Raw genomic sequence first — 22,340 nt, 5'->3', positions numbered from 1 at the left:
CGTCGCTCCTGTCCGAAGGGGTACGGTGCGACACTGCCGATCGATGCGCATGATCGGCTGACGGTCAGCGCACGGTGCCGCCATCGCCCAGCGCCGCCCGGATCCGGTCGACGTCGCCGCGCTCGGCGGGCGGCAGGGGCGCGCCGACCGACTCCCGCAACGCGGTCGCCTCCTCAAGCAGGCGCAGCGCCTCCTCGGCCGCGCCCTCGAGCACCGCGACTCCGGCCAGCCCCTCCTGGGCCAGGGCGACGGATCGCGGATCGCCGATCTCCCGCGCGGCCGCCAGCCCTTTGACGTGCAGGGTCCTGGCCAGGGCGGCGTCGCCGCGCTGCTCGGCGATGAACCCGAGTTCGGCCAGGATCAGCGTCACTCCGTAGAACGGCATGCCGTAGTCGGCTTCCAGCCGCCGGTTCCAGTCCAGTGATTCCTGGAAGAGCCGCTCCGCGGCGTCGAGGTCACCGGCGCGCCGCGCCACGAGGCCGAGCCCGACTCGGGCGAAGTCTTCGGCGAACGGGTTCGACTGCTCGGCCGCCAGCCGCATGCCCCGCTCATGGAACTCGTGTGAGCGGGCGGGGTCCCCGTTCAGAAGCGCGATCCTGCCGAGGCTGGACAGCCGGTAGGAGACGTCGGTCCACAGCCGCAGATCCTCGGCGATGCGCAACCCTTCCCTGTGCAGCCGGCCGGCGTGTTCGTGGTCGCCGGTGACCTCGGCCAGGTATCCGAGGATGTCGGAGGCCTGCAGCTGCCCCCACCGGTCACCGAGGTCGGTGAAGATCGCGAGGCTCTCCGTGCCGCTGCGCTCCGCGGTCGGCAGGTCGCCCTGGAACATCGCCTGCTTGGCGCGGCCGGCCAGCGCGGCCGCCTCGCCCCAGCGGTCGTCGAGTGCGCGGAAGTCGGCCAGTGCCCGGTCCAGCAGTGGCTCGGCCGCGGCGACATCTCCCAGATGCAGGTAGACGTGCGCCATGAACCAGCGAGACCTGGCGTCTGGGAACTCCTCCACCTCGGCGCGGCGGGCGCCGACCAGCATGGCGAACCCGGCCTCCCAGCTGGACCCCTCGCTCACCGCGGCCAGGTGGCGATGTCCTTCCCGGTGCCTGCCGCGCAGGTACCAGTACCAGGTCAGGGCCTCGGCCAGGCGCCTGGATCCGGTGACGGCACGCAGGTTGAGCGCCTCGTCGTCGAGGCGCCGCAGCCACTCGCGCTGGGCGTGGCCGTGCAGGTGCGGTCGGGCCCGCTCGGCCAGCCCGGTGTAGAACTCGTCCCGGCGCCGGAACGTCGGATCGTCCGCCTCGAGCCGTTCGAGGCAGTAGGCCGCGATGCTCTCCAGCAGGCGGTACCTCGGCGGATCGGCGACCACCATGGACCTGTTCACCAGCTGGTCCAGCAGATCGAGATCGACGCCGACGGCCTCGGCCGCTTCCAGAGTGCAGCCGCCCGGGTGGGCCGCCAGCGCGCACAGTGCGGCGCGTTGGGGCTCGGTGAGCTGTTCCCAACTCCAGTCGATCACGGCTCGCAAGGTCTGCCGGCGAGCGGGCCGGCCTCTGTGCGCGGTGGCGAGCAGGCGGAAGCGGTCGTCGAGCCGCTCGGCCACGCCGCGCACGCCCAGCACGCGAACCCGGGCGGCGGCGAGCTCCAGCGCGAGCGGCAGGCCGTCCAGCCTCCTGCAGATCACCTCGGCCCACGACGCGCTCTCGGCATCGAGAGTGCGGCCCGGCGCGGCGCGGGCGGTGAACAGCTGGACGGCGGCGGACGAGTCCAGCGGGGCGACCGGGTACAGGACCTCGCCGGGAACGGCCAGCGACTCCTGGCTGGTGGCCAGGACGCGGAGCCCCGGGGCCGCCCGCAGCAGCAGGTCCACCAGCTCAGCGACCGGTTCGACCAGATGCTCGCAGTTGTCCAGCACCAGCAGCAGTTCCTGTCCGCGCAGGGCGGCGGCCAGCCGGGCCGGGGAATCAGGCGGCGGCACGCCCGGACGCGACCCCGGCTCGTCGCGGATCCCCAGCTCGGCAGCCACGGCGTCGGCCACCGCGCCTGTGGTGCCCGCGAACTCGATCAGCCAGGAGCCGTCGGGAAAGTCGAGCCCGGCGGCGGCGGCCAAGGCCAGGCGGGTCTTGCCGACCCCGCCGGGGCCGGTCAAGGTGACCAGCCGGGAGGAGCCGAGCAGGGCGCGTACCTCGGTCACCGCCTCCTGCCGTCCGACCAGGTCCGTGAGCGGGACGGGGAGGTTGGTGCGGGGACGCGCGGCCGAGGTGGCAGGAGCCGGTACGGGCGCCAGCGCCGGGTCCTGCCGCAGGATCGCCTGGTAGAGGTCCACCAGCTCGGGCCCCGGGTCCAGCCCCAGCTCGTCCGCCAGCCGCTGGCGCAGTTCCGTGTACCCGGCCAGGGCCTCGTTCTGCCGTCCCGACCGGTAGAGGGCGCGCATGTGCGCGGCACGCAAGCGTTCGCGCAGCGGCTGCTCGGTCACCGGCTCGCCCAGCTCATCGGCCAGTTGGCTGTGCTCGCCGAGCGCGAGCCGTACCTCCGCCTGCTCTTCGAGCGCGGTCAGCCGCTGCTCGTCCAGGCGGGTGGCGGCCGCACGGGCGAACTCCTCGTCGCGGAAGTCGCCGAAGGCGGGGCCGCGCCACAACGCCAGCGCATCCGACAGCAGGCCCGCCTTCGTCCGGAGATCCGCGGTCGCGCGGGCCCGGTCCAGCAGACCGGCGAACCTGAGCGCGTCGATCTCGTCGGTGCGCAGCGCGTAGCCGACCGGCTGGAAGACCACCAGGTCGCGACCGCCCGGCCCCAGGGCGCGGCGCAGCTGGGAGACCTTGGTCTGCAGCGTGTTGGTCGGATTGCCGGGAGGGTCCTCCCCCCACAGGTCGTCGACCAGCCGGTCCGCGGAGACCGGGCGGCCCTCGTGGACAAGCAGGTCGGCCAGCAGCGCGCGGACCTTCAGTTCGGGGACCCGCACGGGTCGTCCGTCGGCGGCCCACACGGAAAGCGGGCCAAGCACTCCGAATCGCACCGGGTCACGCTACCCGCAGCCAACCCCCAGCCAACCGTGCGCGGCCCTCGGCAGAGTCGGGTCCGTCAACGAAAGGAGGCGGGATGAGGCTCGCGATCATCATCGGCAGCGTCCGGCAGGGACGCTTCGGCCCTACCGCGGCGGCCTGGCTCCACGCCAGGGCATGCCGCCGCGAGGACCTTGACGTGGACGTCATCGACCTGGCCGAGGCATGGCTACCGGTGGTGCTCCCGCAGGAAGGCGGTCCCGCGCCGCCCGCCGTACGGGATCTTCAGCCCTGGCTGGCCGCGGCGGAGGGATTCGTGATCGTCACGCCGGAGTACAACCACAGCTTCCCGGCTTCGCTCAAGAACGCCATCGACTGGTATCGCGACGAGTGGCGGGGCAAACCCGTCGTCTTCCTCTCCTACGGCGGAGAGTCGGGTGGCCTGCGGGCCGTCGAGCAGCTCCGGTCGGTCTTCGCCGCGCTCGGCGCGGTGACCGTCGGAGAGCCCGTCGGCTTCTACCACCACGAGCCCCCCTCAGACCTGGCCGCCGAGCGGCTGCTCGACGCCGTCGCGAACAACGCCACCACTAACGACCCCATCACACACAGGGAGAACAGCGTGTACGCAAACCGTGAGATCCGCTTGGCCGCCCGCCCCGCCGGTGAGCCCCGTCCGCAGGACTTCGAGCTGGCCACGACCAAGGTCCCGGTGCTCGCCGATGGACAGGTCCTGGTCCGCAACACCTGGATGTCGGTGGACCCGTACATGCGGGAGCGCATGAACGACGGCGAGTCCTACCTGCCGCCCTTCCGCCTCGGCGCTCCTATGGACGGTTCGGCGGTGGGCGAGGTCCTGGACTCGCGCTCCCCGGACGTCCCGGTGGGGTCCACCGTCGTGCATTTCCTGGGCTGGCGCGAGTACGCGGTGCTGGACGCGGCCGACGCGACCGTGGTCGACACCGGGCTCGCCCCGGCGGAGGCATACCTGGGCGTGCTGGGCACCACAGGGCTGACGGCCTACGCGGCCCTGACGGAGGTGGCTCCAGTACGTCAGGGCGACGTGGTCTTCGTCTCGGCCGCGGCCGGAGCGGTGGGCAGCGTCGCCGGCCAGCTCGCCCGCATGCTCGGAGCCTCCCGAGTAGTCGGGTCGGCGGGAGGCCCGGCCAAGGCCGACAAGATCGTGACGGACTTCGGATTCGACGCCGCCATCGACTACCGGGCCGGTTCCGTCGCCGACCAACTCGCCGAGGCCGCTCCCGACGGCATCGACGTCTACGTCGACCACGTCGGCGGCGACCACCTGGTGGCCGCCATCAACGCGCTGCGCAACGGCGGCCGGATCGCGATGGTGGGCGCCATCAGCGCCTACAACGCCACCGAACCCGTCCCCGGCCCCAGCAACCTGTTCGAGCTGGCCGCCAAGGACGCCACCCTGCGCGGCATGCTGGTCAACTCCTACTTCCACCTCTTCCCAGAGTGGATCGGCAAGGCAGCGGGCTGGCTGGCCGACGGCTCCCTGCGCACCGAGCTGACCGCCACCGAGGGCATCGAGCAGGCGCCCGCCGCCTTCCTGGACATGATGCGCGGCGGCAACGTCGGCAAGATGCTCGTGAGGCTCTGATCCGATGACCGCTCCCACGGCACTGCTCGTGCTGGCCCACTCCCGCTCGACCTCGCTCACCGCGCGAGCCGCCGACCGTGCGCGTCGGCGGCTGGAGCGGGGCGGCTTCACCGTCGACCTGCTCGACCTGCACGCCGAGGACTTCGACCCGCGCATGACCATCGAAGACGAGCCCGCCTGGACCGACCCCGGCAAGGGCTACTCCGCCGGAACCGAGGCCCATATGCGACGCATCGAAGCGGCCGACGTCATCGTCGTCGTCTTCCCCGTCTGGTGGTTCGGCCTCCCTGCCATTCTCAAGGGATGGATCGACCGGGTCTGGAACTATGGGTTCGCCTACGGCCGCAGCACGCCCCGCCTGCACGGCAAACGCATCGTCTGGATCGGCTTGGCCGGCTACTCCGAGGAGCACTTCACGTCGACCGGCTGGGACGAGTCGCTGACCCGCACCCTCACGGTGGGGATCTCCAACTTCTGCGACATCGACGATGTGAAGGTCCATCTCGTCTACGGGACCGTCCCCGACCAAACCGCCAGGGCCGGACATGCGGAGGACATCCTCGCCACCGCCGAGGCAGGGTTGGACAGAATGCTGCAGCCGATGGTCGCCTGACTCCGGTCGACCATGGCACGGACGATCACGGGCGGACCCTGCATCATCGGGATCCGCCCGTGACGGCGTGCCGTGAGGTCGGCCGCATGGACGTGCTCGCGCCCTGTCGGCGGAGATGCCTGACAGCAGGAAGGGCACAACAATGGTCAAGCCGATTGCTTGTGACCGGGGGCGGTACACGTCACGCCGAGCACATCCCGCGGCCCATGACCGGTCTTGTCGCCCGCGCCGCGCACCACGTCCAGCCCGGCGACTACCGTATCTACGCGCTCCCGAACCGAGGGGGCGGGCTGGGGAAACGATCAGTTCTCTCCTGGGACGTGATCACCGGGGAAGGACGTGTTCTGCGCTGCGAGCGCCGGTCACCCCAGGGGTGTTTACCATCGGGAGCTGTGACAACCTCCGCGGAATGCATGTGCTGCGGCAACAACGGACGGCTGAGTTCCCTGCCACCTCGCGAGCGCATCGCGGCCGACTCCCACTGGCGGGTGGCGCACGCGTTCGGCACGGGCCTGCTCGGCTGGTTGGTCCTGATGCCTCTGCGGCACGTGACCAGCGTCGCCGAACTCACCGACGCCGAGGCGGCCATGCTGGGCCAATGGCAGGTACGGCTCTCCCGGGCCCTGCACGCCGTCACCGGCTGCACCAAGACCTACATCGCGCAATTCGCTGAGGCCGAAGGCCATGCCCACGTCCACTTCCACATCATCCCCCGCATGAGGGACCAACCGGTCGAACAGCGCGGCCCCAAAGTGTTCACCAGGCTCGGGCGACCCGAGCACCGTGACCTCAGCACCGCCCAACGCGACGAAATCGCCGCCAAGATCCGTAACCATCTGGAACGCGGGCAAACACATCGCCGAACCGAGTGAACGAGCCCACCGAGGCCGGCCACCAGATCGTGGTCGCCACCCCCGCGGAAGCCCTAAACGGTGGTTGACCGCAACCTGTTCACCGGACAGAACCCTGCCTCGGCAGCCGTCCTGGCCGGACGACTGCTCGAGGTCCTCAAGACGCCGGCGGCCACTTGGGATTACACGGCTGGGCGTTCGGGTTGGACGAGTCTCAGGAACGAGCGGGTTCGTTCGTGGGCGGGGCGGCTGAAGAACTGGGCGGGCGGGCCCTGTTCGAGGATCCGGCCGTCGTCCATGAAGATCACTCGGTCGGCGACCTCGCGGGCGAAGGCGACCTCGTGGGTGACGACGACCATCGTCATCCCGTCCTCGGCCAGGGAGCGCATGGTGCGCAGGACTTCGGCGTGGAGTTCGGGGTCGAGTGCCGAGGTCGGCTCGTCGAACAGGATGACCTCGGGTTCCATGGCCAGGGCGCGGGCGATGGCGACGCGCTGCTTCTGGCCGCCCGAGAGCCGGGCGGGGTAGACGTCGCGTTTGTCCGCGAGGCCGACGCGTTCCAGGAGCCGTTCTCCCAGGGCGACGGCGTCGGCTTTGGGCATGCCCCGTACTGAGAGGGGGCCTTCGATGACGTTGCCCAGTGCGGTCATGTGGGGGAACAGGTTGAAGTGCTGGAAGACCATGGCGGCGCGGTTGCGGAGTTGGCGTACCGCCTTGGCGCGGGCGCGGTTGCGGCGGGCGTTGGGGCCGCAGGAGATGCTCTGGCCGCAGATGTGGATGTGCCCGGCGTCGGGTTCCTCCAGGAGGTTGATGCAGCGGACCAGGGTGGTCTTGCCCGATCCGGACGGGCCCATGATGACCAGTACCTCGCCGCGCGCCACGTCCAGGTCGACGCCCTTCAGGACGGCGAGGGAGCCGAAGCTCTTGCTCACGCCGGTGACCGTGACCACGTGGCTCATGCGTACGCCCTTCCCATGCGCCGTTCCAGCACGGCTTGGCCGATCGAGAGTGCCGCGTTCATCAGCCAGTAGACGACGGCGGCGAGCAGGAACATCTCCATGTACCTGAAGGTGGACGAGCCGACGGCCTCGGCGGCCTGGGTGATCTCGGCGACGGTGATCACCGAGGCCAGGGAGGTGTCCTTCATCAGGGCGATGAACCGGCTTCCGACCGCGGGGGTCGCGACCCGGATGGCCTGGGGCAGCACCACGCGGCGCAGGGTTCTGAGGGACGACATGCCGAGCGAGTCGGCGGCCTCCCATTGGCCGCGGTCCACCGCGAGGAAGCCGGCGCGGAAGTTCTCGCTGAGGTAGGCCGCGGTGTGCAGGGTCAGCGCGGTCACCGCGGACAGGAACGCGCCGAGCTGGATGCCCATCTGCGGCAGCCCGAAGTAGATCACCAGGATCTGGATCAGCAGCGGCGTGCCGCGGAAGACCGAGACGTAGGCGATCGAGAGCAGCACGAGCGGGCGCCGTCCCGAGAGCCGCGCCAGGGTGAGCAGCATGCCCAGGACGCAGCCCGCCGCGAAGGACACCAGGCCGAGCAGCAGGGTCATCATGAGGGCCGGCCCCAGCAGCGGCAGGGCCCGGTCCAGGAGGGCGGGGTCGAGGAGATTCACGGTCGGCCTCCCGGTCTTACTGTGCGGGGAGTTTGCGCAGCTCGGCGGCCATGTCGAGACCATTGAGCCACGTTCTGGAGATGCGGCTGAGCGTGCCGTCGGCGAGCATGTCCGCGATCGCCTCGTCCACCGCGGTCTTCATGGCGGTGTCGCTCTTGCCGAAGGACATTCCGGTGATCTCGGTTTCCAGCAGGGGGCCGACCGGCTTGACCTTGAGGTTGTTCTTGCCGGCGAGGTAGGAGCCCTGGAACTTGGAGACCAGGCCCGCCTCCTCGCGGCCCAGCGAGACGTCGGTCAGCGAGAGCGTGGCGTTCTGCAGGGTCTTGACCTTGGCTCCCGGCACGTTGGCGAGGACCCACTGCTCCTGCGTGGTGCCGGCGGTGACGGCGATGCGGTGGCCGCGCAGGTCGGAGGCGGAGCGGATGGAGGTGTTGCCGGCGGCGACGAAGACCGCGATGCCGTTGACCTGGTAGGGGCGCGAGAACCCGACCTGCTTCTTGCGCTCGTCGGTGATGGTCTGGCCCGAGATGACGATGTCGTACCGGCCCGACTGGACGCCCGGGATGAAGCTCTTGTAGTTGGACTTGACGAACTTGACCTTGCCGATTCCGAGCCTGCGCGCGATCTCGTTCGCGACGTCGACGTCGTAGCCCGCGGGCCTGTCCTGCTCGTCGACGAAGTTCCAGGGCGGGTTGGCCTGGGTGTTGGCGACCAGGAGCGTGCCGCGCTCCTTGGCGGCCGCGAGCCCGGACCGGGGGCCGCCGACGGCGGCGCCGCCGCACGCGGCCGCGCTGCCGAGGAGCAGGACCACTGCTGTTGTGATGAGGGGTCGGGGACGGCTCATGATCACTCCCTCGTGTCCCGCAGGTGCAGGACGCCGATGATCCTTTCGAGTGCCTTGCCGAGCACATGCGGCGGCGTGGCGAAGTTGACGCGGACGAACCCGCCGCCCGCCGCCCCATAGCCGGCGCCTTCGCCGACCGCCACACCGGACCGTTCCAGCAGCACCGCCGCCGGCCGTTCGGGATCCAATCCCCGCAGGTCCAGCCAGGCGAAGTAGGTGGCGTCCGGCGTCCGCCACAGGCCGGACAGCCCGGCGGCGTCCATGCGGTCGCGGACGAGGTCGCGGGCGGCGCCCAGATCCTTCAGCACCGACCGCAGCCACGGTTCGCCGTGGTCGAGCGCGGCGGCGGTCGCCACCATGCCGAGCGGGCTCGCCCCGCTCGTCTCCAGGTGCCGCAAGCCGTCCCAGACCTCCCGGTCCCGGACGTTGGTCAGCACGACCATCGCGGTGCGCAGACCGGGGAAGTTCCATGCCTTGGTGGCGCTGGTGACGGTGATCGCGTGCTCGCGCGCCGCCTCGTTCAGCGCCGCGTAGGGCGTGAACGGGTGGCCGTAGCGGATCGGGGCGTGCACCTCGTCGACGATCACGCGTGCGCCGTGCCGGTCGACGATCTCGGCGAGGGCCGCCAGCTGCTCGTCCCGGACGATGGTGCCGACCGGGTTGACGGGATTGCACAGCAGCACGCTGCCCGCTCCGGCGGCGAGGGCGCCCTCGATGTGTTCCAGGTCCAGTTCGGGCCCGTGCGGGCCGGTGACGAGCGGCACTTGGACGCAGCGCCGTCCGGTGAGCGGCGCGACCTCGAGGAAGCGCGTGTAGGTCGGGGTCGGGATCACCACGGCCGTGTCGGGCCGGGTGAGCCTGCGGATGGCGACGGCGATGCCGCGCATCACGTCCGGCACCACCCGGACGCCTTCGGAGCCGACGTCCAGGCCGAGGCGTCCCATCCACCGCGCGGTGGCGTCCGGAACCGCGCTGCGCGCGTCGGGGACGGGATACCCGAACGCCTCGGTCCGGGCCGCGTCGCGGACCGCCGCCGTCACCGCGGGACTCAGCGAGACGTCCATTTCGGCCACGCCCAGGTCCAGGACGCCGGGCGCATAGGTGGACCAGCGCTTGCACCCCTTGCGGCGCGACTGCTCCACGTCCCAGATCGGCGCTTCGGACGTCTCCGCCACGCTCAATGTTCGCTCCCTGAGCGGGGGTTCGGGAGGTTAGTGGGCATCTGGCCCTCCTTGCTAGTAAGTCGTGGCAAGTGCGACTTATGAGCAGATACGTCACTATCCTCCAGTTCTGATTTCGTTTGAGTAGTAGTCACCTCGCTGGGGGAAGCCATAGGTTGCGGCTATGGGACGGCCGCTGATCGAGACCATGGACCTGGTGGTCTTCGACGCCGTCGCCAGGACGGGCAGCTTCGGCAGGGCGGCCGTCGACCTGCAGCTCGCCCAGCCGTCGATCAGCGCCCGGGTGGCCGCGCTGGAGCGCAAGCTCGGTGCTCGGCTCGTCACCCGGGGCCCGCGCGGAACCCTGCTCACCCCGGCCGGGGAACGGCTCGCCGACTACGCGCGCCGATGCCTCGACCTGCTGCTGGAGACGCAGACCGCGGTCGGCACGCAGGGGATCGACAGGATCGTGGTCGCCGCCCCGGCCAGTCTCGGGCCGCCCGTCTTCCCCGCTCTGCTCCAGGCCCTCGCCGGTCATCCCATCGACGTCGTCTGCCGGGTGGCGCACAGCTCCGAGGCCATCGCGGCCGTCCTGGACGGCAGCGCGCACGCCGCGTTCGTCCTGCGACGGGCGCTGCCGCCGGGCCTGGAGGCGATGCTCGTCGCCGCTTCGCCCATCGTCGCCGTGGCCGCCCCGCGGCATCGGCTGACCGCGAACGCCGACCTGCGGCCCGCCGATCTGGCCGGCACCCCGATCGTGGTGCACAACTGGAGCGAGGACGCGCAGGACCTCGCCAACGCCTTCACCAGCCCGCGGCGCGACGCCGGATGCCCGGTCCGCCTGGTCGGGACGCCCGACATCGCCGTGGACCTCGCGCTGCGCCTCCAGTACGTCGCCGTGATCCCGCTGTACGCGGCCGTCCCGGCACTGCGCGCCGGCTGGCTGCGTGACCTGCGGCTTCCCGGGCTGCACTGGGAGCAGCAGATCCGGCTCATCCACCGGGCGAACGACGATCGGCGACCCGGCATCCGGCGGCTCCGGGCGGCCATACCGGCGATCCTCGCCGAATTCACCGAGCACTGACCCTCAGGACGGGGCGGCCGCTTTCAGAAGCGGGTGTACGGCTCGAAGCCGAGGAACTCCAGGGGGTCGTCGTCCTCGTCCAGGACCGCGAGGCCCTCTGTTTCGAGGCGTCCTCGCATCCAGTCGAGCAGGGTGTCGACCAGCCCGCCGGGCAGGGGCGGGCCCTGATCGGCGTGCCGGGGGTGGACGATCAGGGGCCAGGTGTCAGGATCGCCTTCGGTCAGCCAGCCGAGGTAGTCGCCCTCGATCGAATCGGCGAACGGCAGGAAGCCCCCGGGCTCCGGCCAGGCGGGGAGCGGGTAGTACGCGGGCAAGGCTTCGCGCAGATGGCGGTATCCGTCGAGGACTTCCTCGGCGAACCGCGCCAGCCCGTTCTCGTCCAGACGGGTGGGAGGACTGAACCTCAGCCAGTTGGAGAAGCAGCCGGACCCGTAGGACTCCATCAGCGTCACGTACTCGGACGGAAGGGGCGTGCCGAGTGCTTCGAACAGCCCGTCCCAGGTGCCGTCGCCCAGGTACGGCACGTCCGGCGGGGGTGCGAGCAGGTGCAGGGCTTCCATGCCTGTGCCCTGGGCGAGCGCGGCACGGCGCAGCGCGACCGGTACGACCTCTGGCTCGGGCACCGGTGGGCTCCAGGGGATGGCGCCGGGCAGGAAAGCGGTTCGCCGCGCGGTCGCCGGCAGCGGTCCGAGAGTGTGGCCGCCGGGCAGCGGGAGGCCCGTTCGGACGGCCGTCGAGAGCGTTTCCAGTAGCGCCGAGTCATAGGTGTGCCAGGGGCCGCCGTCGGTGGCCATGGCGTCCCTGTAGAAGATCACGACCGGCCATTCGTCGGGGTCCGCGGACGCTGAGGTGTCCCAGAAAAGGTAGCTGGCCGATCGCGTCGTACCCCATGCGAGCAGGCCGCCCTGGGCGGGGTGGAACGCCGGTGGTTCATAGGGCGGGGCCGACCGCGAAAGGATGCGGCAGTCGCGGTGCGTCGTTTTCAGCCACTCGCCGTAGTCGAAGCGACCCGGCAGGGCGCACGGGGTGTGCAACCAAATGGCCTCCCCGATGTCGAGCGGGCCGTAGGCGGTCACCAGCGCCTTGTAATCGCTGGGCAGGGGAAGACCGAGCCAGGACTCGACCGCGTTCCAGTCGACGGTTACGGGTTCGGCCTGCGGTGGACCGAAAAGCGCGGCGAATTCATTCACGGGGGCTGAGTGTCGCACGACTCGCCGTTCTCCAGGTCGTTCCAGCCGAGTCGCAGGCGGGGTCGCCGCTGCGCAGGTACGGCCGCAGGACGAATCCTTCGACGATGCGGCCTTTCTGGACCACCCACAGGTGCAGGACAGCGCCGTACCACATCAACTGGTAGGGGATCACGTGGTCGTAGCCGTCGCCCCAACGCCCTTCGAAGGTCTCCCGGAGCGCGGCGAGATCACTGGCGGCGTAGACGTCTCCCAGGCGGGAGCCGCCCGGCCCCACGGAGAACTCCAGCAGGTAGCAGCTCGGCTCGTCCACGGGGCTTCTCCGCTCGGGAACGTGTCGGTTGCGGACGCTACCGTGGTCGATGAGCCGCTGGACGAAGATGATGAAGACGAGGAATCACAGGCGAAGACCTCCGAAGTCCCACAGGAAGCCGCCGACGTGGCCGATCTGCTGAAGTCGCCTTCGGAAGCGCCCCCGCTGGTCGTCCGTCCCCTTGACGGGCCGGGCGTCCTCGACCTGCGGGGCGGTGTCCTGCCCGGGCGGGCGGAGCTGCGCCTGCCGGCCGGGGACGTGCTCGTCGTCTCCGGGCTGCCCGGCAGCGGCAAGAGCACGCTGATCGGCCGGGCCGTGCCGGGCGCGGCCGTCCCGGGCACTCGGCGCGGCGCGGGGGTGTGGCGGGTGGACTCGCAGGACAGCCGCGAGCGCTGGGCACGGTGGCTGCCCGCCTCGGTGCCGTACGCGACGTACCGGCCGCTGGTCCGGGTCGTCCACTATCTGCGTCTGCGCCAGGCGCTCCGAACCGGGGCGGCCGTCGTCGTGCACGACTGCGGGAGCCAGGCGTGGGTGCGCCGGTGGCTGGCGCGCGATGCCCGCCGCCGGGGCCGCGGCCTGCACCTGGTGCTGCTGGACGTGCCGCCGGAAGTGGCCCTGGACGGGCAGGCCGAACGCGGCCGGTGGGTGTCCGACCACGCCTTCGCCCGGCACCGCCGGGCCGTCGGGCGGCTCGTGGACGAGGCCGGGCGCGGGTGCGTCCCGAGGGGCTGCGCCGCGGCCGTGATGCTCGACCGCCGGGCCGCGACCGCCCTCCACACGATCAGCTTCGGCGGCGACCAGGACCCGTAAAAGGGTTTCGGCGCGAGCGGAGCCGCCGTTTACACTCGGGGCCATGTCGACACCCCGGATGTCCTAGCTCGGGACACACGCTTCACGCCACCCGTGTGTCCATGAGCTGCTCCGGAGCGTCATTCCATGATCTCTTTTCGTGATGTCGACGTGCGCGTCGGCCCCCGTCTCCTGCTGTCCGGCGTCACCGCGCATGTCGCGCCCGGTGACCGCGTCGGCCTGGTCGGCCGCAACGGCACCGGCAAGACCACCCTGCTGGAGATCCTCGCCGGGCGGGCGCGGCCCGCGGCGGGGGACGTCGTTCGCACCGGTCCCGTCGGCCATCTCCCGCAGGACCCGGCGGCCGCCGACCCGGCGGTCACCGTGACCGGGCGGATCCTGTCCGCCCGCGGCCTGGACGAGGCGGTGCGCCGGCTCCGCGCCGCGGAGGCCGAGATGGCCGCCACCGGGGACGGCGCCGCCGCCGGACGGGCGATGGCCCGGTACGCGCGGGCCGAGGCCGAGTTCCAGGCGCGCGGCGGGTACGCCGCCGAGGCCGAGGCCGCCCGGATCGCCGCCGGCCTCGGTCTGCCCGACCGGGCCCTGGACCGTCCGCTCGGCGATCTGTCCGGCGGCCAGCGGCGCCGGGCCGAGCTGGCGCGGGTCCTGTTCGCCGAGCGCGGCACGCTGCTGCTGGACGAGCCCACCAACCACCTCGACGCCGACTCGATCGGCTGGCTCCGCGGGTTCCTGGCCGGGTACCCCGGCGGGCTCGTGATGATCAGCCACGACACCGGCCTGCTCGCCGGCATCGCCAACCGGATCTGGCATCTGGAGCACGGCGCGATCGAGGTGCACAACACCGGGTGGCGCGCCTACCTCGCCGACCGCGAGGCGGCCCGGCGGCGCGGGGAGCGGCGCCGGGCCGCCGCGGAGCGGAAGGCCGCGGCGCTGCACGCCCAGGCCGACCGGATGCGCGCCCGCAGCGCGACCGCCGTCCGGGCCAAGGACATGGCGCGGCGCGCCGACCGGATGCTCGCCGAGGCCGAGCCGGTGCGGCGGTCCGGGAAGGTCGCCCGGATCCGGCTGCCCGAACCCGCCCCGTCCGGGCGGATCCCGCTGGGCGCGGTGAGCCTGGCCAAGTCGTACGGGGACCTGCGGGTGCTGGCGGGCGTGGACCTGGCGGTCGACCGGGGTGGGCGGCTGCTCGTGCTCGGGCTCAACGGGGCGGGCAAGACCACGCTGCTGAAGATCCTCGCGGGACGGCTGGCGCCCGATTCGGGACGGGTGGTGCACGGCCACGGCCTGCGGCTGGGCTATTTCGCCCAGGAGCACGACACTCTCGACCCCGGCCGCACGGTCGCGCAGAACCTCGCCGACGCCGCACCGCACCTGGAGCCGGGGGAGGCCCGCCGGATCCTGGGCTCGTTCCTCTTCTCCGGGGACGACGCGGGCAAGCCCGCCGGTGTGCTGTCGGGCGGGGAGAAGACGCGGCTGGCCTTGGCGACGCTGGTGAGCTCGGGCGCGAACGTGCTGCTGCTGGACGAGCCGACCAACAACCTGGACCCGGCGTCGCGCGAAGAGGTCCTGGGGGCGCTCGGCGCGTACAAGGGGGCGGTGGTGATGGTCACGCACGACCCGAGCGCGATCGAGGCGCTCCGTCCCGAACGGGTCCTGCTGCTGCCGGACGCGACCGAGGACCTGTGGAGCGAGGACTACATGGAGCTGGTCTCGCTCACCTGACCGGCCGCTCCGGCGGCGCCGGCCAGGTCTGCGGCGGTGCCCTTCCGGTACGCGGTGGGGCTCTTGCCGAGGGTCCGCTTGAACGCCGAGCTGAACGCGAACGCGTCCGTGTAGCCGACTTCCCGGGCCACCGCGGCGACCGTCGCCGACGGGTCGGCCAGGCGTTCGGCGGCCAGGGCCATCCGCCACCCGGTCAGGTAGGCCAGCGGGGGTTCGCCGACCAGTTCGGTGAAGCGGCGGGCGAGGGTGGTGCGGGAGGCGTGCGCGGCGGCGGCGAGGGAGGCCAGCGTCCAGGGCCTGGCCGGGGCGTCGTGGACGGCGCGCAGGGCGGGTCCGACCACCGGGTCGGACAGGGCCTGGTACCAGCCGGGCCGGATCGCCTCCGGGCGGTCGAACCAGTCGCGCAGCGTGCACACCAGCAGCCAGTCGAGCAGGCGGTCCAGGACGACCTGGCGGCCGGGGCGGCAGGCGTCCAGCTGCGCCTCCAGGTAGTCGCGCATGGCGGCGCAGTCGTGGTCGTCCGGGATGACGATCATCGGGGGCAGCACCCGGACCAGGCGGCGGGAGACCTCGCCGGTGAGCCGGTACGAGGCGGCCAGCAGGACGGTGTCGCCGGACGCCTCTCCGGCGCCGTCGCAGCGGACGTCCCGCACGGTGCGCGGGGTGGCGGTGTCGGCGAACATGAACGGCTCGGGCCCGCGCACGATCGCGGCCTCGCCGACCTTGATCGGCATGGTCCGGTCCCCCTGCACGAGCAGGCCCTGCCCGCGCAGCGGCACGCACAGCGTCAGCGGCGGGCCGGCGGCGAAGCGCAGCCCCCACGGGGGCGTCAGCGTGGAGGTGCCGAACGCGGCGCCCTCGCCGCGCACGCCTTTCAGCAGATCGTCGAACGGGTCCACTCCGCCACGATATAGCGGCCCGTGACCGGGACGACCGGGCATGTCCGCGGCGTTGGCCGGGGGCATGGGCCGTCGGGACGATGGGGCTGGTCCTGATCTTTCGCACGCCCCCCTGTGACCCGGCAAAACGGTGAAAGGCCGGATAAACCCGGGTGTTTTCCAGTACGTTCCGTCGTCTGCACCAGGAAAGATCACATCCCGAGGGCCGGGATACGGGGCCGGGGAACGAGGGGGAAGCGGGCATGTCTTCGTGGGCCGGACGGCTCCAGGCGGCGGTCGAGCGGTGGCGGGAGGGCGATCTGGACGGCGCGGCGGGGGCGCTGCGCGAGATCGTCATCTCCGCCGAGACCGGGGACGCGGACGGGGACGGCGGCGCCGAGGTCGCGGTCGAGGCGTCCCATCTGCTCGGCCGGCTGCTGCAGGAGCGCGGCGACCTGGACGGGGCCCGCGCGGCGCACCGCGCGGTCGCCGCCGGCGGCCATCCGGTCTTCGCGCAGCGCTCGGCGGTGGCGCTCGGGCTGATGCTGGTGGACGAGGAGGAGTGGGCGCTGGCGCACCGCCCGCTGCGGGCCGCCGCGAGCGGCGCGGACACCGAGATCGCGGCGATGGCGGAGCTGACGCTGATCACCGTGCTGCGCCGGCTGGGCGACCTGGACGGTGCCGAGGCGGCCGTGGAGCGCGCCCGGCGCGGCGCCGACCCGGACATCGCCCGGATGGCGGGGGAGCTGTCGGGGGCGGGCCGGCCGGCGGACGGCGGGGAGCGCGAGCGGCAGGCGTGGGAGGCGTACGAGTCGATCACCGCGCTGCTGGACGGGCACCCCGACGAGGCCGAGGCCGCCGACGAGGTCGTGCTGACCGCGCTGGACAGGATGCTCGCGCACGGCATGCCCGAGCTGTGCACCCGGGCGGCGTTCCGGCTGTACTCGATCCACGCCCGGCGCGGCGAGTTCGCCGCCTGCCGCCGGGTCATGGAGCACGCGATCGCGGTCGGCGACCCGGCCGAGCGCGGCCCGGCCGAGAAGCTGCTCGGCGCCGCGCTGTTCGACCTGGGGGAGAACGCCGAGGCGCGGGAGGCGTACCGGCGGGCCGCCGCGGACCACCGGCCGGAGATCCGCCTGGACGCGCTCATCCAGGAGTCGAAGTTCACCCGGGAGATGGACGGCGCCGAGGGCGAGCGGGAGGCGCGGGCCATCCTGTGGCGGGTGGTCGAGTCGGGCCATCCGGAGTTCGCCCTGGAGGCGCGGGCCTGCCTGGGCCAGGTGTACTCCGAGGCGGGCGAGGTCGCGGACGCCGTCGACTGCTGGCGGGCGGTGCTCGAAGGCGGCTCGGAGTTCCGCAAGGGCGCCGTGCACTTCCTCGGCATGCTGCTGACCGGCCTGCCGCCGGACGATCCGCGCCGCGCCGAGATCGGTGAGCTGCTGGAACGGGCGGGGGAGATCGACGACGATCCCGATCTGGCGTTCCAGGCCGGCATGATCCTGGCGCACGCGGACGCGGCCGTGCGCGGCCCGGACGAGGTGTACGAGCAGGCCGTCGACGACTGCGACGCCGCGCTGGAGCGGCTGCGCGAGGGCGAGGTGGACCGGGCCCGCGCGCTGCTGCGCCAGGTGATCGACGCCGGGATCGCCGGGCAGTCCGAGCGGGCCGCGACGATGCTGGCGGCGCTGGAGTTCGGCGAGGGCGACGCCGAGCAGGCCGACGAGCTGCTGGAGGACGTGGCCGCCGGCGAGGAGTTCGCGCGCGGTTTCGCCGCGGCCGTGAACCGGCTGATGATCGCGGCGAGCGGGGCCGGGGCGCCGCATCCGGTGCTCGCCGCGCTGGTCGACTACCAGCGTCTCGGCCGGGAGATCGGGATCGCCCGCTACCAGGAGTGCGCGGGGGGCGCCGATCCGTCGGTGGCGGCACTGGCCAAGGGCATGCTGGGGCAGGTGTACGTCTCCCTCGGCGTGCCGCGGTCCCAGGGCGTGGAGCTGCTGGAGGAGGCCGCGGCGGCCGGGGACCCGCTGGCGCTCTCGCACGCCGCCGTGCTGTCCTGGATCGTCCGCGACGCCGGCGACCCCGCCGAGGCCGGCGCGGTGATCGGCCTGCTCCGGCGGGCCCGGGACGAGGGACATCCGGCGCTGGCGCCGTGGGTGGCGTGGGCGCTCGGCGCCGCGCTCCAGCGGCGGGACGGGGACGGCGACGCGGGCGACGCGCTGGCGGCGTACGAGGACGTCTCCCGCTCCGGGCATCCGGGCCTGATCGTGGAGGCCGAGGCGAACGCGCTGCAGATCCTGGAGGCCCGGGGCGATCTGGCCGGGGCGGCCGCGGCGCACGAGCGGATCGTGGCGCGCGGCGACCGGCTTCGGGCGCCGCGCAGCGCGTGGCTGCTCGGCTTCACGCGCGTCCGGCTGGACGACTTCGACGCCGCCCGCGCCGCGTTCGCCAAGGTTCCCGAGGACCATCCGGAACTGGCCGCGGACGGGGTGTTCGCGCGCCACCTCCTCGACCGCGACTTCGAAGCCGCCGCGGCGGCCCTGGACGGCGTGCGGGACCGCGGCGAGGACCACCTGGACGCCATGACCGCCTGGCTGACCCTGGAGGCGGCGCACGCCTGGCAGCGCGCGGGCGAGCACGCGGCCGCCGACGCCGCGCTGTCCCTGGCGGCCGAGCACGCCCCGGCCGCCCAGGCGCAGGAGGCCGCACTCTACCTCGGCGCGCTGCGCAACGACGTGGGCGATCACACGGGCGCCGCCGAGGCGTGGGCCCGCGCCGCCGACGGCGAGGACGAGTACCGGGCGGGCAAGGCCGCCGGTGGTCTCGGCGAGGTCCTGTTCCACCTCGGCGATCTGGACGGGTCGGCCACCGCCTACCGGCGCGCGCTCGACGCCACCGACCCGGGCGACGACGAGCACCCCGGCCTGCTGGACTCCGCGGTGCGCGTGCTGGTCGCCGCGGGCCGGGTGGACGAGGCCCGCGCCGTCCAGGTGGAACGGACCGGCGACGGGCCGCACGTGGCCCTGGTGATCGGAACGGCGCTCCGCGACGGCGGCGATCCCGACGCCGCAGCGGCCGAGTTCCAGGCCGCGGTCGACACCCCCGCCGGGGACGACCGGGCGGTCTGGGCCGTGGCCATGGCGGGCGTCATGCTGGCCAGGTTGTGCGCCGGATGGGGCGAGCCCGCGCAGGCCGCCGAGCACGCCGCGCGCGCCGTCGCGGATTTCGAGCGCCTCGCCGCGCCGGACCAGGACGCCGCCCAGAACCTCGCCGCCGCCGCGTTCGAGCTGGGCGGCTACCTGGCCGAGACCGGCGACGCCGAGGGCGCCCGGGAGGCCTACGAGCGGGCCGCCGCCTCGTCCGACCCCGACATCGCGCTGCCCGCCATGGAACGTCTCGGCACCGCGGACCTCATGGAGCGCGCGGTCCTGCGGCTGGGCGAGGGCGACGAGATCGAGGCCCTGGAACTGCTCACCCGCCACTACGACTCGGGCGTGCTCGCCGAGCTGCACGTCGCGCTCTTCCACTGGCGGCTTCCGGCCGTCCGCGAGCTGTTCCGGCGCTCGGCGGGCACCGAGCACGCCGGGGCCGTCACGGACATGGTCTCCTCGGCCGCCCAGGAACGGCTCGCGATGGGCGCCGACGGGGCCGACGAGCTGTGCGGGCTCGTCCTCGCCCACGGCACGCCCCGGCAGGTGGCCGAGATCTGCGCGGCGTTCGGGCACGCCCAGGACCAAGCGGGGGACCTGGACGCCGCGATCGAGACCCTCGAACGGGGCGCGGCGGTCGACGACCCGGCGGGGCTGCTGTGCCTGCGGTACCTGCTCCCGGTGCTGTCGCGGCGCGACGATCACGATGCCCTGATGGCGGCCGCACGCCGGGCCGTCGCCACCGCCGACCCCGAGACCGCCACGCAGGGGCACTGGATGCTGGGCGGCGCCCTGTGGACCAGGGGCGATCTGGAAGGCGCGGTCACGGAGCTGCGCGCCGCGGCCGCGGTCACCGACGCCGCGTTCCGCCCGCACATCGAACTGCAGCTCGGCGGGGCGCTGCACGAGTACGGCGACGTCGAGGGCGCGCACCGCATCCTGGAGCCGCTGCTGGCCTGCGAGGAGCCGTACGTGGCGCTGCACGCGGGCAGCCGTCTGGGCGCCTGGCTGGGCCGGGACGGCCGGCACGCCGGTGCCGCCGAGGCGCTGGGCGCGGCCGCGGCGGCGGCGCTGCGCGTCCCGGAACCGGACGAGGAGGTGCGCGAGCTGCACCAGATCGCGCTGAACAACCTCGCGACCGTGGCCGGGATGGCCGACGAGGCCGGTGAACCCGCCGTCGCCGTGCGGGCGCTGCGCCTCGCCGCGGCGGGCGGCGCTCCCGGGGACGCCGTGGAGATCGCCAAGGGGTACGGGACCGCCGCCGCCGAACGGGACGACCTGGACGCCGCGCGCGTCTACTACAAGGGCGCCGCGGATTTCCCGCCCGACGGCGACCCGGGTGCCCTGCTCGAACTCGCGGCGCTGCTCGCCCAGCGCGGCGCGAACGACGAGGCCCGCAGGCTGCTGGAACCGCTCGCGCCGTCCGATGACGCGGCGCTGCCGGCGCCCGCGATCGAGCCGAAGCTGGCCCCCGATCCGGAGCCGGTACCGGCGCCGGACGCGAGTGAGCGAGAGGACGAGCGGCGCCGGGACGATCTGTTCGCGTTCCTGGGGGAGCACGAGAGGGAGCGGGAGAAGGAGTTCGGCGCCGGCCTCGACGACGGGCACGGCCCCGACGGGCTCGACTCGCTGCTCTGGCTGATGCGCAACCAGTCGGGCACGGCCACCGCCGGGGCCGCCGGCCGGCAGCTGATCCGCGCCGCCCGCCAGGTCGTGGACGACGACCCCGGGCAGGCCCGCGAGATCCTCGCGATGGTCGTCGAGCACGGCGATCCGGAGGAGGTCGCGACCGCCTACGACGACATCGGGGACATCCACGGCTACGTCGAGGACGACATGGCGGCCGCCGTCGCCGCGTACCGGAAGGGCGCGGAGGTCGACCACCCGGCCGCGCTGCTCCCGCTGCGCAGCCTGCTGCTGGCGCTGTCGAACCTGGAGGACTACGACGCCGTCGCGGAGACCGCCCAGCGCGCGGTCACCACCGGCGACCCCGAGACCGTCGCCGTCGGCTACTGGCTGTGGGGCGAATCGCGCGGCCACCGGGGCGACTCGGACGCGGCGGTGCGGCTCTACCGGCGGGGCGTCGAGGCCGGGCATCCGGACGTCACCCCCCGGATCCGCGCCGACCTGGCCCGGACGCTCCGCGATCGCGGCGAGGCCGAGGAGGCCATGGCGGAGATCGCGCACGCCGCCGCGGCCCCCGACCGGGACGTGCGCGCCCGTGCCGGCTGCCTGCACGGGCAGTGGGCGTTCGACGACGGCGACCTGGAGACGGCGGCCGAGGCGCTCGGCGCCGTGGCCCTCATGGAGATCGATCCGGCGGATCCGGAGCCGGTGGCCTCACTGGCCGACCAGTCCGCCCGGAACCTGCTGGTCGTCGCCGAGCGGGCGCATCGCGAGGGCCGGTACGAGACCGCGACGCGGGCGCTGACGCTGCTCGGCCGGACGGGCCGGCACGTGGCGGGCGAACTGGCGGGCAGGCGCGCCACCGAGCTGGCCGAGGCCGGCGACCGCGCCGCCGCCATGCTGTACGTCGAGTGCATCGCCGGGATGCTGTCCGACCCCTCGGCCGACATGGAGATCGGCCTGGCCGACCTGTACGTCTCCGCGGGCGACCCCGAACGGGCCAGGGAGATCTACGAGCGGCTGGCCGGGCACGACGACGCCGAGGTGCGGCTGGTCGCCAACGGGCGGCTGGTGCCGCTGCTGCGCCACACCGGCGACGCCGCCGGACTGGAGACGGTCACCCGGGCGATGACCGGCGACTCCGCGGCGACCGGGCTCGACGAGGGCGATCGGGCGTTCCTCGGCAGCCTGCTGGGCCTGCTGCAACAGGAGCAGGGCGACGACGAGGGCGCGATGCGCACCTTCCGCGCGGCGGCCGAGAGCGGCGCGTCCTCCGCGCTGTTCTCGCTCGGGCAGGCCCTGGTGGACGCGGGCGAGTTCGAGGAGGCCCGCGAGGTGCTGGGCCGCATCCCGGACACCGCGACGCGCTACACCCGGCACATCGCCGTCCTGCTCGCCCGCTCCCACCACGAGGAGCGGCCCGACCAGGCCCGGGAGCTGTACCTCCGGGCCGTCCAGGGCGAGGGCGACGCCGACGCGCGAGCGGAGGCGCTGGCGAAGATGTACCTGGGCGCGCTCGCCAAACGGGACCGCGACTGGCCGGAGGCGCTGCGCTGGTACCGGCAGGTGATCGACGCCGGGGTCGAGGGCCAGGCGCCGCTGGCCGCCGCGCACCTGGGCGAGCTGGCGTACTGGCTGGGCGACCGCGATTCCGCCGTCCGGTACTACGAGCTGACCCTGGCCACCGGCACGACGAAGGCGGAGCTGGTGGGCGAGGCCGCGTACCGGCTCGGCGAGATCCGGCACGGCGACGGCGACCTGGACCAGGCCGCGCGGCACCTTCGCCAGGCGGTCGACTCCGGCGACGAGGGCTTCGCCGACCAGGCCCGCGCGCTCCTGGCCAAGATCGACCAGGACACCTGAGCCGGGCCCGGACC

At 73.3% G+C, this 22,340-nt stretch carries 15 protein-coding genes and 1 pseudogene; 8 read left to right on the top strand and 8 right to left on the bottom strand.

The window, feature by feature from the left end:
- Positions 1-64 precede the first annotated feature (64 nt).
- Complete coding sequence (locus ABD340_RS18880) at positions 65-3,004, bottom strand: AfsR/SARP family transcriptional regulator (protein ID WP_344590290.1); 2,940 nt, start codon at positions 3,002-3,004, stop codon at positions 65-67.
- An 83-nt stretch (positions 3,005-3,087) separates the two neighbouring features.
- On the opposite strand from ABD340_RS18880, the pseudogene ABD340_RS18875 reads away from it, so the two are divergent.
- From ABD340_RS18875 to ABD340_RS18860, 4 genes and pseudogenes are all read left to right on the top strand, one after another.
- Positions 3,088-3,486: pseudogene (locus tag ABD340_RS18875) on the top strand (NADPH-dependent FMN reductase); the annotation flags it as partial.
- Positions 3,487-3,609: 123 nt separating this feature from the next.
- Entirely contained in the window at positions 3,610-4,611 is a 1,002-nt protein-coding gene (locus tag ABD340_RS18870; protein WP_344590738.1) for an NADP-dependent oxidoreductase, read from the top strand.
- A gap of 4 nt (positions 4,612-4,615) precedes the next feature.
- Entirely contained in the window at positions 4,616-5,224 is a 609-nt protein-coding gene (locus ABD340_RS18865; protein ID WP_344590289.1) for an NAD(P)H oxidoreductase, read from the top strand.
- 392 nt (positions 5,225-5,616) lie between these two features.
- Positions 5,617-6,096, top strand: a complete 480-nt coding sequence (locus ABD340_RS18860) for an HIT family protein (RefSeq protein WP_344590288.1) — start codon at positions 5,617-5,619, stop codon at positions 6,094-6,096.
- 161 nt (positions 6,097-6,257) lie between these two features.
- Here the strand turns inward: ABD340_RS18860 and ABD340_RS18855 are convergent, their stop codons facing one another.
- From ABD340_RS18855 to ABD340_RS18840, 4 genes are read right to left on the bottom strand one after another with little or no spacing between them, the layout of a single operon-like run.
- Positions 6,258-7,034 (bottom strand): amino acid ABC transporter ATP-binding protein, encoded by a 777-nt coding sequence (locus ABD340_RS18855; protein ID WP_344590287.1) that lies wholly within the window; start codon positions 7,032-7,034, stop codon positions 6,258-6,260.
- On the bottom strand, positions 7,031-7,693 hold the full coding sequence (locus ABD340_RS18850) for an amino acid ABC transporter permease (RefSeq protein WP_344590286.1): 663 nt from the start codon (positions 7,691-7,693) through the stop codon (positions 7,031-7,033). Before ABD340_RS18850 ends, ABD340_RS18855 begins: the two co-directional genes overlap by 4 nt.
- A gap of 16 nt (positions 7,694-7,709) precedes the next feature.
- Positions 7,710-8,537 (bottom strand): transporter substrate-binding domain-containing protein, encoded by an 828-nt coding sequence (locus ABD340_RS18845; RefSeq protein ID WP_344590285.1) that lies wholly within the window; start codon positions 8,535-8,537, stop codon positions 7,710-7,712.
- A 2-nt stretch (positions 8,538-8,539) separates the two neighbouring features.
- The gene (locus tag ABD340_RS18840; protein ID WP_344590735.1) at positions 8,540-9,712 is read right to left on the bottom strand and encodes a MalY/PatB family protein; all 1,173 of its coding nucleotides are present in this window, start codon (positions 9,710-9,712) and stop codon (positions 8,540-8,542) included.
- A gap of 169 nt (positions 9,713-9,881) precedes the next feature.
- Between ABD340_RS18840 and ABD340_RS18835 the strand changes: the two genes are divergently transcribed.
- On the top strand, positions 9,882-10,781 hold the full coding sequence (locus tag ABD340_RS18835) for a LysR family transcriptional regulator (protein ID WP_344590284.1): 900 nt from the start codon (positions 9,882-9,884) through the stop codon (positions 10,779-10,781).
- Positions 10,782-10,804: 23 nt separating this feature from the next.
- On the opposite strand, the gene ABD340_RS18830 is transcribed toward ABD340_RS18835, so the two are convergent.
- Together ABD340_RS18830 and ABD340_RS18825 are read right to left on the bottom strand one after the other, a co-directional pair.
- A complete protein-coding gene (locus ABD340_RS18830; RefSeq protein WP_344590283.1) occupies positions 10,805-11,971 on the bottom strand; it encodes an SMI1/KNR4 family protein in 1,167 nt (388 codons plus the stop codon).
- Complete coding sequence (locus ABD340_RS18825) at positions 11,964-12,281, bottom strand: hypothetical protein (protein ID WP_344590282.1); 318 nt, start codon at positions 12,279-12,281, stop codon at positions 11,964-11,966. The genes ABD340_RS18830 and ABD340_RS18825 overlap by 8 nt, the downstream gene beginning before the upstream one ends.
- 42 nt (positions 12,282-12,323) lie before the next feature.
- On the opposite strand from ABD340_RS18825, the gene ABD340_RS18820 reads away from it, so the two are divergent.
- Both ABD340_RS18820 and ABD340_RS18815 read left to right on the top strand, forming a co-directional pair.
- Positions 12,324-13,091, top strand: coding sequence for an AAA family ATPase (locus tag ABD340_RS18820; RefSeq protein WP_344590281.1), 768 nt, complete (start codon positions 12,324-12,326; stop codon positions 13,089-13,091).
- A 126-nt stretch (positions 13,092-13,217) separates the two neighbouring features.
- Positions 13,218-14,813: an ABC-F family ATP-binding cassette domain-containing protein gene (locus tag ABD340_RS18815; protein WP_344590280.1), complete on the top strand. Its 1,596-nt coding sequence runs from the start codon at positions 13,218-13,220 to the stop codon at positions 14,811-14,813.
- Here the strand turns inward: ABD340_RS18815 and ABD340_RS18810 are convergent.
- Positions 14,786-15,712 (bottom strand): AraC family transcriptional regulator, encoded by a 927-nt coding sequence (locus ABD340_RS18810; protein ID WP_344590279.1) that lies wholly within the window; start codon positions 15,710-15,712, stop codon positions 14,786-14,788. The genes ABD340_RS18815 and ABD340_RS18810 overlap by 28 nt on opposite strands.
- Positions 15,713-15,954: 242 nt before the next feature.
- Here ABD340_RS18810 and ABD340_RS18805 point away from each other — a divergent pair, with 242 nt between their 5' ends.
- Positions 15,955-22,326 carry a hypothetical protein gene (locus ABD340_RS18805; protein ID WP_344590278.1) on the top strand — a complete coding sequence of 2,124 codons (6,372 nt, stop codon included), beginning with the start codon at positions 15,955-15,957 and terminating at the stop codon, positions 22,324-22,326.
- Positions 22,327-22,340 lie beyond the last annotated feature (14 nt).

It is taken from the genome of Actinomadura vinacea (assembly GCF_039532545.1).
Classification (GTDB): domain Bacteria; phylum Actinomycetota; class Actinomycetes; order Streptosporangiales; family Streptosporangiaceae; genus Spirillospora; species Spirillospora vinacea.
Note: the sequence above shows the minus strand (reverse complement) of the source record. Positions and strands in the feature narration are given on the sequence as shown.

What these genes read in the sequence shown, in the direction of transcription:
- ABD340_RS18865 (WP_344590289.1), top strand. Translation starts at nt 4,616, where the DNA reads ATGACCGCTCCCACGGCACTGCTCGTGCTGGCCCACTCCCGCTCGACC.
- ABD340_RS18855 (WP_344590287.1), bottom strand. Translation starts at nt 7,034, where the DNA reads ATGAGCCACGTGGTCACGGTCACCGGCGTGAGCAAGAGCTTCGGCTCC.
- ABD340_RS18845 (WP_344590285.1), bottom strand. Translation starts at nt 8,537, where the DNA reads ATGAGCCGTCCCCGACCCCTCATCACAACAGCAGTGGTCCTGCTCCTC.
- ABD340_RS18835 (WP_344590284.1), top strand. Translation starts at nt 9,882, where the DNA reads ATGGGACGGCCGCTGATCGAGACCATGGACCTGGTGGTCTTCGACGCC.
- ABD340_RS18815 (WP_344590280.1), top strand. Translation starts at nt 13,218, where the DNA reads ATGATCTCTTTTCGTGATGTCGACGTGCGCGTCGGCCCCCGTCTCCTG.
- ABD340_RS18805 (WP_344590278.1), top strand. Translation starts at nt 15,955, where the DNA reads ATGTCTTCGTGGGCCGGACGGCTCCAGGCGGCGGTCGAGCGGTGGCGG.